Source organism: Sphingobacterium detergens (assembly GCF_003610355.1).
GTDB classification, from domain to species: domain Bacteria; phylum Bacteroidota; class Bacteroidia; order Sphingobacteriales; family Sphingobacteriaceae; genus Sphingobacterium; species Sphingobacterium detergens.
Map to the genome: position 1 here is coordinate 867,300 of NZ_RAPY01000001.1, position 17,843 is coordinate 885,142.

Sequence of the window (17,843 nt, forward strand, 5' to 3'; positions counted from 1 at the left end):
ATTCCAGCAGAATTAATAATACATCCAGTTTTATAAACATTTTACCCTCTCTTCTTCAACATTCGAACCCTATCAAGACACTATGTTGTTCCTAATTTTAGTCATCCCTTTCTGGGGAAAATAACCAATATAAATTATAAACTTAAATTAACCATGAAATCAAAAAACGGATCACAAAAGTTTTTTTGGCCCAAACTGCGGCATCGGGTGTATCTCATGCTAGTGGCCTCGTTTCTGTTTATTATCAATGTCTTGCACGCGCAGGATTCGAAAATCAATGTCTCTGGACTAATTACGGACAAGGCTACGGGGCTGCCTCTGACCAATGTTTCTGTTAAACTCAAAGGTACAAACGCAGTAACATCTTCCAATGAAAATGGGCGGTATGCTATTTTAGCCTCAAAAGGAGGTATACTGATCTTTAACCATTTGGGATTCCATACGCAGGAAGTAAGAATAGCTGGAAATCAGCAAAATATTCAGTTAACAGAAAATATCCACGCCATGGACGAGGTCGTTGTGGTAGGCTACGGAAAAATGAAACGTGGCGACCTAACAGGTGCCGTCGTTTCGGTAACGGCCGACGACATCAGTAAATCTGTAAGTACCTCCTTGGATCAAGCGTTACAGGGACGCGCAGCAGGTGTATCGGTGACACAGAATTCAGGAGCACCGGGCGGCGGAATCTCGGTCAGCATCCGGGGTACAAATTCTTTCAGCGGCAACGAACCGCTCTATGTGATCGATGGAATCCCCATTGACGGTAATACCCGGGACAATTCAAGCGCGCTCTCGTCGATAAATCCATCAGATATCGTATCGATGGAAATATTAAAGGATGCTTCTGCTGCTGCCATATATGGGACAAGGGCAGCAAACGGAGTCGTGCTGATCTCTACAAAACGCGGTCAGGCGGGAAAAACCAAATTAGGTTATGAAGGGTATGTAGGATTCCAACAGCTTCCAACGATCTTGGATGTCCTTAACCTCCGCGAATATGCAGTGTATCAGAATCTTCGCAGCAAAGTCATCGGCTTCGGCGATCGGGAGGAATTTAAGGATCCATCGCTGTTGGGTGAAGGCACAAACTGGCAGAAGGAAATTTTTAGAACTTCATTGATGCATAACCATCAATTGAACATCAGCGGTGGAACCGAACAAAATAGATTTGCGATCACGGGTGGATACCTTGATCAACAAGGTATCGCACAAGGATCAGGTTTTGAACGCTATTCCTTACGGATGAACTTTGATTCAAAAATCAACAAGTGGCTGACCGTTGGCATTAATGCCTATACTGCGAAAACAAAAAATACGAACACCATAGATAATGGGGGGATCATTTCGCTCGCCATTAGGCAGCTGCCAGAGGTGCCTGCCAAAAATCCTGACGGTTCGTGGGGAACACAACAGGAAAATATGTATGGGACTTATTTCGCCAATCCATTGGAGGAAGCGCTTACCCGTGAAAACTATGCAAAAGGAGCACAAATTAGCGTCAATGCTTATGCGGATATTTCGCCCATCAAAGATCTTGTACTACGGATCGAAGGTAATGGGAACTATAATTATTCCAACGCTTATCAATTCACGCCCGCATATGATTACGGAAATTTCAAACAGCAATCCGCCGGAGCCAGGTTTGCCAGTAACGGTTCATTTACCAACCTGAAAACCTATCTGACTTACACTAAAACTTTCGCCGAAAAGCATAACCTCTCGATCATGGCTGGGCATGAGGCTCAGGAAAACAAATGGGAATCCCTATCTGGAAGCCGCAGCAATTATTTTTTAAATACGGTGCATGAGCTGGATGCTGGCGATTCTAAAACCGCCAAAAATGGGAGTTCCAGAAGTTCAGGTGGCATTGAATCTTATTTCGGTCGCTTCAATTATGGATTTGATGATAGGTATTTATTGACTGCTACATTCCGCAGGGATGGATCGGACAAATTCGGTACCAACAATCGCTGGGGGACCTTCCCTTCTCTTGCTGCTGCCTGGAAGATTAAAAATGAACCTTTCTTAAAAAATAACCCAGCGATAGACAACCTAAAGCTACGCTTGGGCTGGGGACTTGTTGGAAACCAAGCCGCAAGCTCCTATGCCTATGGCGTGAGCATGGCTTCGGCTGCATCCATATGGGGCACAGGCTTCTATCCTGCTAATTTTGCCAATCCGGACCTAAAATGGGAAAAAACCAATGCCTACAATATCGGTTTGGATCTGAGCTTATTTAAAAATAGAATCGAACTTACAACGGAAGTCTATTTAAAGAAAATAGACAATCTTTTGATGCAGGCCGTATTGCCTGACTATATCAGTGGGCTAATTGCTGCACCTTGGGTAAATGCGGGCTCGATGACGAATAAGGGGGTTGAATTGACATTAAATACCATAAATATCAATAAGAATGGCCTTTTCTGGAAATCCGGTTTGACCTTCTCGATGAATAGAAACCGTGTCACGCACCTATATACGGATGCAACCGCCATTCAGGGAAAAATAGGTGCAGAAACATTCACACTGACCAAAGTAGGTAATCCTGTCGGCCAATTCTATGGATATAATGTGATCGGCATGTTTCAGAATGAAAGTGACTTTTACCTGAAAGACAATCAACATCATGCGGTGCTGGATCAGGAAGGCAATAAAGTTCCTATTGCTCTACCCAAAGATAAAAGCATAGGGGTCAACGGGATTTGGGTGGGAGATTTTATTTTCGAGGACAAAAATAAAGATGGAAAAATAGATGAGCAGGACCGTGATTTTATCGGCAATCCGGATCCGAAGTTCATCCTTGGACTAAACAATTATTTTTCTTACAAAGGATTTGACCTAAATATCTTTCTGAACGCCGTATATGGCAACAAGATCTATAATCAACTGCGTAAAGATTTTACAAACCCGATGAACAATTCGGGTATGCTCAAAAAAACGACAGAGATTGCCCTCATTGAAACGATTGATCCGAGCGGTTCCGACCAGGATATCTCCAATGTAAGGGTGTCCAATCCCAATGCGAGTATTCAACGTATTACTGTCAGTGACGCAAATGACAATAGCCGTATGAGTAATCGGTTTATTGAAGATGGTTCCTATCTGCGTCTGAAAAATATTTCTCTTGGCTATACTTTCTCCCAAAATCTGCTGAAGCGATATCAAATTGAAAACCTTAGGTTATATGTCAATATTCAGAATCTTTTTACCTGGACCAAGTATACGGGCTATGATCCGGAAATAGGTTCTTACAACCAAAATGTCTTACTAAGAGGAATAGATTATGCCCGATATCCCGCACAGCGTATTTATACCTTGGGTTTAAACTTCATGTTTTAATATTAACTACTGAATTATGAAAAAGCTACTCTTAATAAGCTCATTGATAGCTATTGTTGCGCTACATTCCTGTAAAAAAAGTTTCCTCGACAGAGAACCGGAAGGAGCGTATGTAGATGCAACCTTTTATACCTCTCCTGAAGCATTGAAAGCAGCCACTGCACCACTGTACAACCGGGCATGGTTTGACTATAACAAACGACCTGCCGTCGCTATTGGCAGTTTAAGAGCCAATGATGGCTATAATCCCTATATGAACCCTTCCTATACCCTATTCACCGTGACCTCGCTGGATGATGGACTTTCAGACTCCTGGAAGTCATTCTATGGCGTAATAACGATGTCAAACGCCATCATCGATGCCGTGAAGCATAAAGCCGTTAATGTAACTGAAGCGCAAAAAAACGTGGCTATTGGGGAAGCACGCCTTATGCGTGGTATCGCTTACTTTTATCTTCTCCGAACTTGGGGGCCAGTTATATTGATCGAGAATAATGACGCTGTAATCAAAGATCCTATGCAGCCAAGGCATCGGGAGGAAGATATTTTTCGATTTATTATAGACGATCTCAGCTTTGCTGCACAGCACCTTCCTATTCAGGCCGATAAGGGCCGTGCAACGAGCTGGGGTGCCAAGGGTATGCTCGCCAAGGTATATCTTTCCCGCGCTGGCTGGAAGACCAGCGGAACTCGAAACGAAGCTGACCTGGCTAAAGCAAGAGAATACGCAAAGGATGTCTGTGTAAATAGTGGTCTGGAACTCTATGCCAAATACGAAGATCTGTTCAAATACAAACATAACAACAATCCCGAATCACTTATTGCCATGCAATGGGTACCACTTGGCGACTGGGGTGTCTGTAACACACTTTTAGCTGACCTGGCATTCTCATCAGACGTGACCGGTGGTGTCAACGTTTGGGGCGGCGGACTGAACGGAACGATCGACATGCTCAAACAATACGAACGCGCTGATACACTCCGGAGAAATGCTACCTATTTTACCCAGCACTCCTTCTATCCCTATATTGCGATTGATAAAGGTGGATATTCGTATGGCAATGCAGGAGCATCCATCAAAAAAGGCGTAATCGGTGGTCCTAACGATGATAATGACGGTTATGTGCAGTCAATGAGTTCACCGCTTAATACCTATATTTTGCGCTTGGCGGATGTATACCTGACCTATGCTGAGGCGAGTCTGGGTAATAATAGCACACTCAATGGCGGTGAAGCGTTAAATTGCTTTAACAAGGTAAGAGATCGGGCCAAGATCGGACGAAAGACCTCAATTACACTCGACGATATCATCAAAGAACGCCGCGTGGAGTTTGCCATGGAGTATACCAACTGGTACGATATGGTCAGCTGGTATTGCTACAAGCCTGAGAAAATGCTTAAATACTTTAATGATCAACAACGTGGCTGGTCCACGGCGGGTATCACAAAGGATGAAGATGGTAATCTTATTTTTGAAGATCCCACGGCACCGGCAGTGCCTGTCGTCGTGACCGCAAACAATATCTTCTTCCCCTATCCTGAGAATGATCTCATCCAAAATCCGAGGTTAAAAGAAGAGCCCCAGGCTTATCCATTTAATAATCAGTAAAGAATTATGAAAGCTTTAAATAAAACCATACGCTTTAGCTATCATTTGCTTATCGCTGTCCTCCTCCTGCCGGTAATATCCTGTAATCGCAACAATGATATGACTGTGGCCCCCGAGATTACCCATGTACGTTTGACAGATCCGGAAAAAGCAGATAGCATTTTCACAGGTGCATTTCCGGGCACAATGGTTGCTGTTATCGGAAAAAATCTCGACGGCATCCAAAAAATTTACATCAATGACCAACATATCGCATTTAATGCAAACTATTGTACGTCGACAAGCGCTATTATTTCTATTCCGGCAGATCTTCTATTGACTGGCACCCATCCGGATCTTCCAAATGAGATTCGGATCGAAACAAACCATGGCGAAACAAGATTCAATTTTCATATCTATTCTCCCGCTCCACAAATCGCCCGTATTGAATTAAAATACCCAGCCAAGGCGGGTGAAAAACTCCGCATCTACGGTTCAAATTTTTACGAAGTAAAAAAAGTCGTGTTCGAAAGCAAGGCAGGCGGCAGTGTATCGGCTACGGAATATGAAATCGGCGGGGACTATGATAAAATCGAATTAAAGATTCCCGCAGGTATCCAAGATGGCCGGCTCGCGGTCTACTGCATGACTGATTCAGTTAGCATCGCTTTCACAACGAATGTTTCGCCGCCAACGATTAAATCATGGAGCAGCGATATGCCTATCATTGGCGATCAGGCATTTATTACAGGCAACAACTTCATTGATGTAAGCAAACTAACGATCAATGGCGAATTTGATATTGCAGGCGAAGATTTAATCGTGGCCAAAAGCCAGGATACAATTTATTATCGACTACCAAAGGTCCCAACAAAATCCGGTACGATTACAATCCATGCGGCAGGAGGACAGTCCAATTCGACCCTACTATTTTATCCCGTCCAAAACCTCGTCCTGGATTGGGATAATATAGGTAGCTATGATTGGGGGGACAACAATATGGCTGTGACGGCAGACGGCTCCAAGCCACCTTTCTTCAGCACGGGAACAGCTTACCGCATTTTTGGATCACCTGGTGCATGGCAATATTGGTGGGGAAACTTATCCAATAAAGCTGTCTATCCTACCGTAAATGCAATACCCGCCAATACGCCTATCGGCAACCTTGTACTGCGCTTTGAATGCTTCGTAAATGAACCTCTTGCGACAGCAACATTTGATATGCAATTGAAAGGGAATTGGGATAAAATGCTGTCAGACTATGTGCCTCGTGATAGAAACACCAATAAAACAAGCCTTGGTAAATGGATGACATGCGACATAGCCCTGAATAGGTTTACTTCTGTTGCGAACTATGGAAGCTTTGCTGCCATCGCTAGCTCCGAACTGGGCATTTTCACGAAAAATAAAGCGGACAATGCCAATGTCAAGGTGGATATCTACTTCGACAATTTTAGAATCATTGACAGCAGCAAAAACTAGGTTTATTTAAAGGACAGCGAATTGCGATGCAATAAGGCCGGATAAGCGGATAATCAATTATTCCGGCCGTCAATAATACATGAATCATTATGACAAACAAACACATATGAAAATTAAAAAGAGTATTCCCTTCATGAGTACAGGGATAATATGCAACATCAAATGGCGTTCCGAGCGGCGCCGAAAGCATTTTTCGACTGATTTGACTATAAAACAAAATAAACTATGACTATAAAACAGATTCCGATTTTCTTCGTCTTTTTTTTGCAGGCATTCCTATTGAAAGCCGAACTCAGTCTTCCTGCAATATTTGGTGACAACATGATTCTACAAAGGGACAGTCCCATAAAATTGTGGGGCTGGGCCGGAAAAAATGAAACGGTGCATGTCCAGTTTATGCAGCAGAAACTAAAGGCAAAAGCAGATAAAAATGGTCAATGGAGCCTCACTTTAGCCCCTACTGCTTATGGAGGACCGTATAATATGGAAATAAAAGGCCATAGCGAACAGGTCTCCCTAAAAAACATCCTGGTCGGTGAGGTTTGGCTTGCATCCGGACAATCCAATATGGAATGGACAGTAAAAAATTCCAATAATGCTGCGAGCGAAATCAGCCAGGCCAATTATCCAAACATTCGGGCCTTCAACGTAGAGAAGAGTATCAGTGAAGTTCCCAAACAGGACCTAAAGGGAAAATGGGCGGTATGTTCCCCGACGACAGTTGACGATTTTTCAGCTGTTGGATACTTCTTTTCGCTCAAACTGTATCAGGAACTCGGCATACCTGTAGGCATCATTAATGCTTCCTGGGGTGGTACTGGCATCGAAACATGGACGAGTGGAAATAGCTTCGACAAATTGCCGGCGCATTTCAACGCACCCTATCAACAGCAGTTTAATGGTGACTTACAGAACTTTTTGAAGGAAAACGAACTAAAGAAACAGGCCTATCAACAAACTTTAGCTAAAGATCCGGGAATAAGCTCAAAATGGTACGAAAATAATACTGACTTATCCGCGTGGGGAAAGATGAGAGTGCCTCAATTTTGGGAACCCTCATTAGGCGAGGTCGATGGCATTATTTGGTTCAAACGTAGGATTTATCTGCCAAAGGGTACTTCTGGAAAAACAGGAACAGTTCATCTCGGAACTATTGACGACGACGACGTTTGCTGGATAAACGGTGTTAAAGTAGGTGAATCGACCGGACACATGAGCATACGAAACTATGATATCCCAAATTCAACATTAAAAGACGGCGAAAATATCATTACCGTAAAAATAACGGATACAAATGGTGAAGGTGGCTTTTATGGTAATCCTGCGGATCTGTATATTGATTTGGAAGGGGAAAGATTTCCGTTGGATGGTGATTGGGATTATAAAGAGGCTGTCACAAATAAGCAGTTTGGCTTTAGAAATTTTTCCCCCAATATGTTTCATTCGCTACTTTTTAATGGCATGATCAATCCTCTTATTCCTTATACCATTCGAGGCGTCATCTGGTATCAGGGTGAACATAATGCCGGTCAAGCTTACGATTATCGCACCCTCTTCCCTAACCTCATCGCGGATTGGCGGTCACAATGGAAAACTGATTTCCCTTTCTATTGGGTGCAATTGGCCAATTATATGGCTAAAGAAAAATCACCCGAAGACAGCGACTGGGCAAAATTGAGAGATGCACAGACCCGGACACTCCGTCTTGCGCATACTGGTCAGGCGGTAATCACGGATATTGGTGAAGCGGACGATATCCACCCACGTAACAAACAGGAAGTGGGTCGACGACTCGCTTTAATAGCACTGGCTAAAAATTATGGCAGAAAAAATCTTGTGTATTCTGGGCCAACGTTCAAATCGGTGGTCAAGGAGGGCAATAAACTGATTATTTCTTTTGATGTTACTGGAAGCGAACTCGTGGTTAACAATAAATACGGTTACGTCGAAGGCTTTGCTCTTGCTGGAGCAGATAAAAAATTTGTTTGGGCCCAGGCTCATATTGATGGTAATCGAATTGTCGTTCAGGCAGATCAGCTCAGCAGCCCTGTATTTGTCCGCTACGCCTGGAGCAATAATCCCGATGTCAATTTATTCAATAAAGAAGGCCTGCCCGCTATACCTTTCAGCAATGAGGAATAAGCATACAGAGCCCAGATGACATGATCTTAAACAACACAAAAAAAATATTCAATGAAAACACTATTAAGTTACATTTTTATGCTGCTGGTTCTTCCGGCATGCTCCAACAAGGAAATTAAGGCAAATACAGAGCTCAGCAAGCCTGAGACAAAAGAAGAACCAAAACCTACTTACAGTAAATTCTCCATCAGGGAAAATTTTAGTACCAACCAGTTAGTTGATGAAATGGGTTTGGGGATTAACCTCGGTAATGCCCTGGACGCAACGGGTGACTGGATCAATCCAAGTAGTATTTCTAATTACGAGACGGCGTGGGGCAGCCCGCTCATTACAAAAGAAATGATCGAAGGTTATGCAAAAGCCGGTTACTCTTCTTTACGAATTCCGGTCACCTGGAGTAATATGATGAACAACGCTGAAAATTACAGAATCCATCCAGATCTCCTCAATAGAGTCGAAGAGATCTTAAACTGGACACTCGATTGCGGCATGGTCGCCATTATAAACGTTCACCATGAAAATGAATGGGTCAAAAAAGTGCCGAAAGACAGCGAAGCTAAGAAAAAGTTCACTTCTATTTGGGAGCAGCTCTGTAACCGTTTTGAAAAATATGGAGATCATTTGCTATTCGAACCCATGAATGAAATTGGTTACGATGAAATATGGACTCCCTGGAAGGGCGGGCAAACCGAAAAAGCAAGAGCATTCGGTTACGTAAACGAGCTGAACCAGCTTTTTGTCGACATCGTCAGGAAATCGGGCGGCAACAATGCCAAGCGTCATCTTTTAGTAGAAATTTATAACACCGGTCTCGAACATGCTTTTGACCCCTTAACCAAGATTCCGGACGATCCGGCTAAACATCTTGCATTGACCGTACACTATTATACGCCGCCTTTGTTTGCCATATTGGGTAATGGTGAAGATGCTGGATGGGGTGTCGGTGTGCCGTCTTGGGGCACTGCACAGGAATTTAAGGAGCTGAATGACAATATGGAGCTGTTAAAGAAGAATTGCGTTGACAAAGGGATACCCGTCGTCATTGGCGAATACGCCTGTTCCTCAAAGAATAGAACACAGGAGGTGGTCAGGTTATTTAATGTCTCGGTCACCGAAGCGATTTATTCACGTGGTATGTGCCCCATGCTTTGGGATGTTCAGGGTGCTGGGCAATATGAGCGGACAACCAGTAAATTCAAAGATCCTGTCTTTTTAGAACAAATAATGGCAATACCTGCTAAATATCCACGCAATCAAAACTAGCATTTACCCAAGGCATCCTCCGGAAGGCCGTGTAAAAGCAACTTTTGAATAAATGCACCTAGAGACGTGCCATGTACGTCTCTAGCCCTTAACACAACCCGGTACCAAAAACCATGAAACAAAAAAACTATATTCTGCTTTGCCTCCTATTTCTCGCGGTATGCTCACTTGAAGCACAATACAAGTTCGATAAACCGCTCTACGGGGCAGCCTATTACCACGAATATATGCCCAGTGAGCGTCTGGACGAAGATATCCGATTGATGAAAAATGCCGGGCTCAATGTCGTACGGCTGGGCGAATCTACCTGGGGATTATTTGAACCACAGGAAGGTGTCTTTGCATTTGAATGGATGGACCGCATCATCGACAAAATGCATCAGGCGGGTATCCGCATCATTCTGGGGACACCGACCTATTCCATTCCGGCCTGGCTTGCCCATATGCATCCCGAGGTTTTGGCCGAATATCAGCGGGGTACTAAAGCTTATTATGGCATCAGGCAAAATACTGACTTGAGCAACCCTACTTTTAAATATTATAGTGAACGGATCATCCGCAAGCTAATGGAACGGTACGCAAAACATCCTGGAATCATTGGCTATCAGGTAGACAACGAAACAGAAGCACGCGGCATAAACAACCGGGATTATTTTATCGGCTTTCGTAACTACATCAAAGGCCGTTTTAACAACGACCTCGATTCACTTAACAAAGCCTGGGGAATGAACTACTGGGGTATGAATATTCGCACCTGGGAAGAATTCTATACCCGCGATGGTGTCACCAATCCTTCCTATAAAAACGAATGGGAACGGTACAACCGCAAACAGGTAGCCGACTTTCTGAATTGGCAATGTAACATTGTCAATGAATATAGACGCCAGGACCAATTTATAACCCATTGCTTCATGCCTGATTTTCACAATGTAGATCAGGTAGAAAGCTTTCGCCAGATGCAATACCCCGCTATCAATATTTATCACGACGTACAGGATAAACAAGACGGACAGCGTATAGCTTACTCGGGGGATTTTGTCCGGACGGTTGCCAAGAACAATTATATTGTCATGGAAACCAACGCACAAGGTATAGGCTGGGATGCACGCACACAATACCCGCCATACGACAGACAACTCCGGCAAAATGTATATGCCCATTATGCTTCTGGTGCCAATATGGTGGAATACTGGCATTGGTCTACGCTGCATTATGGGCAGGAAACGTATTGGCGCGGTGTATTGGGGCACGATCTCCAACCAAATAGAATATACGATGAATTTAAAACCACCGCACAGGAACTGGCAAGGATCGGGGATCGTCTTATTGACTTGAAGAAGAAAAATAAAACAGCAATCTTATATAGCCACGATTCCTACCACGCACTGAATTTTATGCCTTATACCTATAAAAACAATTATCCCATCGATATGGTTCATAAGGCACTCTACTTTCAGAACATTGAAGCTGATATTATTCCCTGTGATAAAATTACTGATTTTAAAGGCTACGAAATGTTGGTTATTCCACCGCTTTATGTCGCCACGGATGAACTGCTACTGGCCATTGACAAGTTTGTAAAAGCGGGCGGCCATGTCGTCATGATGTACAAAAGTGGCTATTGTAACGAACATTCGGCCGTCAGGGCCACAGCTGCGCCGGGGCCATTAAGGAAGGCTTGCGGATTCCATTATCAAGAGTTCTCCACCATCGGAGACATGCGGCTCAAAGATAAGCCTTTTGAATTGGCGGATAAAAACCAAATTGGTGACTGGTATGAATTTTTGATCCCTGAGACAGCCAAACCGCTGGCCTATGCTGAACATCCCTTCTTTGGCAAGTGGCCCGTAATCACAGAAAACAGCTATGGTAAAGGAAAACTGACTTATATCGGGACCTATCCATCACAAGAACTACTCCATACGATCATCAAAAAAACTGCTATCGAAGCAAAAGTCATTACTGCCGACAATTACACTTTCCCAATCATTCAGCGTTCGGGAAAGAATAAATGGGGTAAGACAATTTATTACATTTTTAATTACAGTACGGAAACAAAACGGATTACTTATACAGGTGACCCAGCGAAAGAACTTATTTCGAATAAGCTCACCCAGAAGGGCCAAGAGATTATATTGGAGCCCTGGGAAGTACTCATTATGGAACAAAACTAAAAGATACGCTAATTACCAAAAACATTGACCTTACTATGAGAGCATTTATTGTCACCCTATTTTTCGCGATAACATCCAGCCTTTCGGCCCAGACTTATTCGTTGCTATCGCCGGATGGAAAAATTTGTTTGGACATCGACCTATCGAACGGACTCTCCTACGCTGTTTCCTACAAAGGTAGACAGGTAATAGATCCCTCACCCTTAGGCTTTGAATTGCAAGATGAGCCCCCCATGCATAAAGGGTTTATGCTTTTAGACACACCTCGGACCACATCGAAGCGTGATTCCTGGACTCCAGTAGTGAAGAACAAACATGCCCATGTCGATTTGCAGTGGAATGAAACACATTTGGCCCTGATCGAAAAGGAAGGTGAGAAACGTCGCTTGGACCTCTTCTTTAGAGCTTATGACAACGGAATCGCCTTTCGCTACCAACTATTCAGCGGCGCTAGAATAGGAAACAGAGTGATAAGTCGGGAGATGACCGGATTTTCAGTATCTAATCAGGCTCAAGCTTGGGCAGCACAATATAAACCGCGTTTTACATCCAGTCAGGAGAGCGAATTCGATAAAGTCCCTTTAACTGGAATCAGCGATCAGAGCTTAATCGGACTTCCACTACTGATCGAAGTCGATAAAGCTACCTACCTGGCCATTACCGAAGCGAACATCGATAACTACCCTGGTTTCTATATCAGCCGGGCTGCTGGTAATACCACGGAACAGGTATTGCTCACGACGAAACTCTCCCCTTTACCGGGCGAAAAAGAAGATGGGGCCAAAGCTCGTTTCTCCGACAAAATCCAAACCCCTTGGCGCGTGGTCATGATTGGCGATAATCCGGGACGATTTATCGAATCCGAAATTGTCCAGTCGCTCAACCCTGCATGTGCGATCCAAGACCCCGCATGGATAAAACCGGGACTCTGCGCATGGGATCACTGGTGGAGCGGAGAAGTGAAAATGGAAACTGCTGTTATAAAAGAGTATATCGACTTTGCATCTGCGCAAGGATGGCCCTATATGTTAATTGACTGGCAATGGTACGGCCCCTTCAACCAAGCGCAAGCAGATATTACCAAACCGGCACCGCAAGTCAACATGCCTGAAATACTTGACTATGCCCGCAAAAAAAATGTACGTCTTTGGCTTTGGTTATATAGTACCGACGCTAATCGCAATAACGCCTATGAGGAAGCTTTCTCACTGTATGAGCGCTGGGGCATCGCCGGCGTAAAAATAGATTTTATGGACCGCGACGATCAGGAGATGGTAAACTGGTACCGTAAAGTAATTAAGAAGGCCGCTGAGCACAGGTTGATGGTTAACTTCCACGGGGCGTATAAACCTGACGGAATAGAACGGACCTACCCGAATATGATAACCCGCGAGGGAGTCCTGGGAGAAGAATATGCGAAATTTTCCGATCGTATCAAGCCTGCTCACAATGTCACTTTGCCGTTTACGCGTATGCTGGCAGGGCCAATGGACTATACTCCGGGAGGTTTTTTCAACGTAACTCCAGCGCAGTTTAAGAAACAGTCTCCAACCCTGATGATGAATACCCGCTGTCCTGAGCTCGCCAAATTTGTTATTTATGAAAGCCCTCTTACGGTATTCTGCGACCACCCGAAGCATGTGTTGGGCCAACCCGGGAGTGATTTTCTAAAGATCGTTCCGACGGTGTGGGATGATACGCGCTTCATTGATGGTTATCCCGGGGAATATATTGTACTGGCCAAACGTTCGGGGAAAAACTGGTTTATCGGTGCCATGACCAATAGCATGTCCCGCACGATTACAATACCAACAAGTTTTCTAGCCGCTGGAAAATATGTGCTGGACTACTGGCAGGATGCAAAAGAAGCGGAAAAAATCCCTGCAAAACTTGAGAAAAAAAGTAGGATAATCGAAGCTGGGAAGACAATAAAAATACCGATGGTCAGCGGTGGCGGCTATGTGGCAATCATTAGGCCGCAGTAAAGTTTGGTTCCGAATCGATCTAAAAAAAATATTATTCAAAGTAGCACACTATTTAACTAAAGAAACGATAAATCCTGTTATGAACAAGAACATTTTTAAGACATTAGTACTCTTTACAATCCTTGGAGCTACATTAAATGCTCCAGCCCAACAAAAAAGACCGGTAGACTTGCCTGGTAAATTTCAGCCTAACTGGGAATCTTTGGCGCAGTACGAAGCGCCTGAATGGTTTCGCAATGCCAAATTCGGCATCTGGGCACACTGGGGCCCACAATGCCAACCTGAGCAGGGCGACTGGTATGCACGTGGTATGTATGATGAAGGCAGTGGACAATACAATGCACATGTAAAAACTTATGGACATCCTTCTGTAGCCGGATTTAAGGATATCATCCCTACCTGGAAGGCTGAAAAATGGGATCCCGAAAGGCTTGTTGCGCTCTACAAAAAGGTTGGTGCACAGTATTTTTTTGCAATGGGAAACCATCATGACAACTTCGATCTGTGGGATAGCAAGCATCAAAAATGGAATTCGGTCAATCTGGGACCCAAACGTGATATTCTCGCCGAATGGTCTAAAGCAGCGAAAAAAAACAAGCTTCCTTTCGGTGTGAGTATCCACGCCTCCCATGCATGGACATGGTATGAAACCGCCCAAAGAGCGGATCGGTCGGGAGCACTAAAGGGAGTACCTTATGATGGAAAGCTCAGCAAAGAACAGGGAAAAGGAAAATGGTGGGAAGGCTACGATCCCCAGGAGCTGTATCGGCAGAACCATGCCCTTAGCAAGGGAAGTGAAGACGTAAAGTCGTTGTGGTCACAGTGGGACTGGAATAACGGTGCATCCAAGCCGACACCGGAGTATATTGATAATTTCTATCAACGGACAATAGACATGGTCGACAGCTATCAGCCGGACCTACTCTATTTTGATGATACTACACTCCCCCTCTGGCCTATCAGCACAGTCGGGCTCGATATTGCAGCCCATTTTTATAACAGTAACGCGAAGAAAAATAAGGGAAAAGTCAACGCCGTTTTGTTTGGAAAAATCTTATCCGAGCAACAAAAAGAGTGTTTGGTGTGGGATGTTGAGCGCGGCGTTCCGGATCAAGTGCAAGAAAAAGCCTGGCAGACCTGCACTTGCCTGGGAAGCTGGCATTATAGCAAAGCTGATTATGAAAACAACAATTACAAGTCCGCAAAAAAAGTTGTCCATATGCTTATTGATATCGTCAGTAAAAACGGGAACCTCCTACTTAATGTCCCTATTAAGGGCGATGGTAGCATCGACGAAAAAGAAGAGAAAATTCTGCATGAAATAGGCGATTGGATTCAGGTTAATAAGGAGGGAATTTTTGATACCCGTCCCTGGAAAACATATGGCGAGGGTCCAAGTACCGAAGAGCAGAAACCATTGAATGCCGCTGGATTCAACGAGGACAAAGAAAATAACTATACCGCTAGGGATATCCGGTTTGTGAAAAAAGGCGATGCGATCTATGCCCACGTCCTGGCATGGCCAACGGATGGAAAAATCATGATCAAATCTTTCGGAAAGAAGATTAACACCGTTGATCCAATAACGGTTAAAACAGTATCCCTATTGGGGCATCCGAAAAAACTGGTATTTAAACAAGATGACGAAGCACTCAGCGTTACCTTGCCTTCGGATAAGCCTAATCAAATTTCATTGGTACTGAAAATTAATTAAACCATTTTTTCTTCATCAAGCTGTGCACTTATTTTTAAAATACCATTGATACAATTAGAACATGAAAACGCCTTGTACCATGAAAATTATTTTAGCAATATGCTCCTTATTTCCATTACTGTTATTCGGACAATCAGCAATGATTCATATCGAGGGACGGCAAAGAACCAGTCTAAATGGCTTATGGGAGGTCATTATCGATCCTTTTGATGCGGGGTCTGGTGATTGGGCTGCATATTATCAAGATCGAAAAACTTTGGGCAACACGGATTTTGTGGAATCCTCCTTTGAAGGTGGGCATAAACTATATGTACCGGGAGATTTCAATTCTCAACTTCCCGAGCTCAGCTATTATGAAAGCAGTATCTGGTACAAACGTCCCTTTAAGATCCAAACAAAACAGGATAACCGGTTTTTTATCCACTTTGCTGCCGTAAACTATAAGGCCGAAGTTTATCTGAACGGGGTCAAGATTGGTGAACATGAAGGTGGCTTCACACCTTTCCAGTTTGAAGTAACGGATCATGTCAAGATTGGCGAAAATAGCCTTATCGTGAAAGCAAATAATCAACGGATAAAAGATGGCATACCTGGTCTCGGTTTCGACTGGTTCAATTATGGTGGAATCACACGGGATGTCGATCTCGTACAAACGCCAAAGACCTATATCAGGGATTATTTTATTCAGCTATCACAGCAGGATGAGAATATCATCAATGGCTATGTATCCCTAGATGGCCCTAAAAAAGAACAAGCGATTGCAATACGCATTCCCGAATTGAACTTTATTTATAAAACAAGAACAGATAGCACCGGAAAAGCCACGCTTAGAATTCCGTTTCGTAAGAAAACCCTGTGGACACCTGCAGTTCCGAAATTATATGCCGTTCAGGTCGATTCCGAAACCGATCGTATCGAAGAAGAAATTGGTTTTCGAACAATCAGAGTTGATGGGACAAATATTTTATTGAATGGCAAATCCATCTTTCTTAAAGGGGTTAATATTCATGAAGAAGTCCCACAACGCAGATCGCGGGCCTATAATGAAAGTGATTATAAAATGCTCTTGGATTGGGCGAAAGAGCTAGGTTGTAATTATGTGCGTCTAGTGCATTATCCACATCATGAAAAAATGATAAGAATGGCTGAGCAAATGGGATTGATGGTCTGGGAAGAATTGCCCATTTACCAGGGGATTGATTTTGCAGATCCTGGAATGATGAAAAAAATGAATTTAATGCTTCGAGAGATGATTGCTCGTGATAAAAATCGGGCGGCAACGATTATCTGGAGTCTTTCGAACGAAACTTACTCCTCTCTGGCCAGGGACAGTTCGCTCACTGCACTTTATCACCTCACAAAGGCCTTGGATAATACCCGTCTTGTGACATCAGCGTTTAATAACATGCGTTTTGAAGGCAACAAGGCCTATATCGAAGATAAAATGAATCGTTTGATGGATGTTATAGCGATCAACCAATACATTGGATGGTACAAAGCATGGCCTGAGAATGATAGCGAAGTCGAGTGGATATCCCGCTTCAATAAACCGCTTATTTTTTCGGAATTTGGTGGCGAGGCCGTCTTTGGCAACAATACCGATCCGAAGCGGGCAAGTAGCTGGAGTGAAGATTACCTTGTGGATATTTATAAACGTCAATTTAGCATGTTTAAAAACATTTCCTTCTTACGTGGGTTGACACCATGGCTCCTGGTCGACTTTCGTTCGCCTGGAAGGGCCCATCCTGTCTATCAAAAGGGTTGGAACAGAAAAGGATTATTATCTGAAAGAGGCCAAAAAAAGAAGGCCTGGTACTTGGTTGCCGATTATTTCAAAAATTTGACTAGTCCTGAAAAATAAATACAGATTTTTAGTGGCTAACGACACATAGATTAAACAGTAGTGACCGGTAGGTTGCTGCTGTTTTTTTTACAAATTCTGAAGTTCATATTTGATTTCATGTACATCTGATTTTAGAGTTAGCATATGATCAGAACTATGTAGTCAGTTATTATTATAGATATTGGATTGCATCGGCCACGATCTGTTTTATTAAATATAAACGATTGGTATCAGTCATAAACTCTTGTTTGGAGTATACCAGCGGTTCGTTCAGCGACGACATTTTCATAAGAATCAGCATTTTTTGTCATAC

The 17,843-nt window shown here is 43.5% G+C and carries 9 protein-coding genes; all 9 read left to right on the plus strand.

Translation table 11 applies throughout. The features are described from left to right. Window positions 1-153 precede the first annotated feature (153 nt). The 9 genes from DFQ12_RS03725 (at window position 154) to DFQ12_RS03765 (ending at window position 17,548) form a co-directional block, all read left to right on the plus strand. Window positions 154-3,339 (plus strand): SusC/RagA family TonB-linked outer membrane protein, encoded by a 3,186-nt coding sequence (locus DFQ12_RS03725; RefSeq protein WP_120257668.1) that lies wholly within the window; start codon window positions 154-156, stop codon window positions 3,337-3,339. Between the two features lie 16 nt (window positions 3,340-3,355). Then, window positions 3,356-4,948 carry a RagB/SusD family nutrient uptake outer membrane protein gene (locus DFQ12_RS03730; RefSeq protein WP_120257669.1) on the plus strand — a complete coding sequence of 531 codons (1,593 nt, stop codon included), beginning with the start codon at window positions 3,356-3,358 and terminating at the stop codon, window positions 4,946-4,948. Between the two features lie 6 nt (window positions 4,949-4,954). Next, complete coding sequence (locus DFQ12_RS28060; protein WP_167457187.1) at window positions 4,955-6,409, plus strand: glycan-binding surface protein; 1,455 nt, start codon at window positions 4,955-4,957, stop codon at window positions 6,407-6,409. A 225-nt stretch (window positions 6,410-6,634) separates the two neighbouring features. Then, complete coding sequence (locus DFQ12_RS03740) at window positions 6,635-8,551, plus strand: sialate O-acetylesterase (RefSeq protein WP_120257670.1); 1,917 nt, start codon at window positions 6,635-6,637, stop codon at window positions 8,549-8,551. 51 nt (window positions 8,552-8,602) lie between these two features. Further along, entirely contained in the window at window positions 8,603-9,814 is a 1,212-nt protein-coding gene (locus tag DFQ12_RS03745; RefSeq protein WP_120257671.1) for a glycoside hydrolase family 5 protein, read from the plus strand. 113 nt (window positions 9,815-9,927) lie between these two features. After that, on the plus strand, window positions 9,928-11,988 hold the full coding sequence (locus DFQ12_RS03750) for a beta-galactosidase (protein ID WP_120257672.1): 2,061 nt from the start codon (window positions 9,928-9,930) through the stop codon (window positions 11,986-11,988). Between the two features lie 35 nt (window positions 11,989-12,023). Continuing rightward, window positions 12,024-13,973, plus strand: coding sequence for a glycoside hydrolase family 97 protein (locus tag DFQ12_RS28250; RefSeq protein WP_120257673.1), 1,950 nt, complete (start codon window positions 12,024-12,026; stop codon window positions 13,971-13,973). A gap of 79 nt (window positions 13,974-14,052) precedes the next feature. Next, on the plus strand, window positions 14,053-15,687 hold the full coding sequence (locus tag DFQ12_RS03760; protein ID WP_120257674.1) for an alpha-L-fucosidase: 1,635 nt from the start codon (window positions 14,053-14,055) through the stop codon (window positions 15,685-15,687). 79 nt (window positions 15,688-15,766) lie between these two features. Continuing rightward, a complete protein-coding gene (locus tag DFQ12_RS03765) occupies window positions 15,767-17,548 on the plus strand; it encodes a glycoside hydrolase family 2 protein (protein WP_208642425.1) in 1,782 nt (593 codons plus the stop codon). The last annotated feature ends 295 nt before the right edge of the window (window positions 17,549-17,843 follow it).

Bases quoted from the DNA above. Each gene is read 5' to 3' on its own strand.
- DFQ12_RS28060 (WP_167457187.1), top strand. From the start codon at position 4,955: ATGAAAGCTTTAAATAAAACCATACGCTTTAGCTATCATTTGCTTATC.
- DFQ12_RS03745 (WP_120257671.1), top strand. From the start codon at position 8,603: ATGAAAACACTATTAAGTTACATTTTTATGCTGCTGGTTCTTCCGGCA.
- DFQ12_RS03730 (WP_120257669.1), top strand. From the start codon at position 3,356: ATGAAAAAGCTACTCTTAATAAGCTCATTGATAGCTATTGTTGCGCTA.
- DFQ12_RS03740 (WP_120257670.1), top strand. From the start codon at position 6,635: ATGACTATAAAACAGATTCCGATTTTCTTCGTCTTTTTTTTGCAGGCA.
- DFQ12_RS03725 (WP_120257668.1), top strand. From the start codon at position 154: ATGAAATCAAAAAACGGATCACAAAAGTTTTTTTGGCCCAAACTGCGG.
- DFQ12_RS03765 (WP_208642425.1), top strand. From the start codon at position 15,767: ATGAAAATTATTTTAGCAATATGCTCCTTATTTCCATTACTGTTATTC.
- DFQ12_RS03750 (WP_120257672.1), top strand. From the start codon at position 9,928: ATGAAACAAAAAAACTATATTCTGCTTTGCCTCCTATTTCTCGCGGTA.
- DFQ12_RS03760 (WP_120257674.1), top strand. From the start codon at position 14,053: ATGAACAAGAACATTTTTAAGACATTAGTACTCTTTACAATCCTTGGA.
- DFQ12_RS28250 (WP_120257673.1), top strand. From the start codon at position 12,024: ATGAGAGCATTTATTGTCACCCTATTTTTCGCGATAACATCCAGCCTT.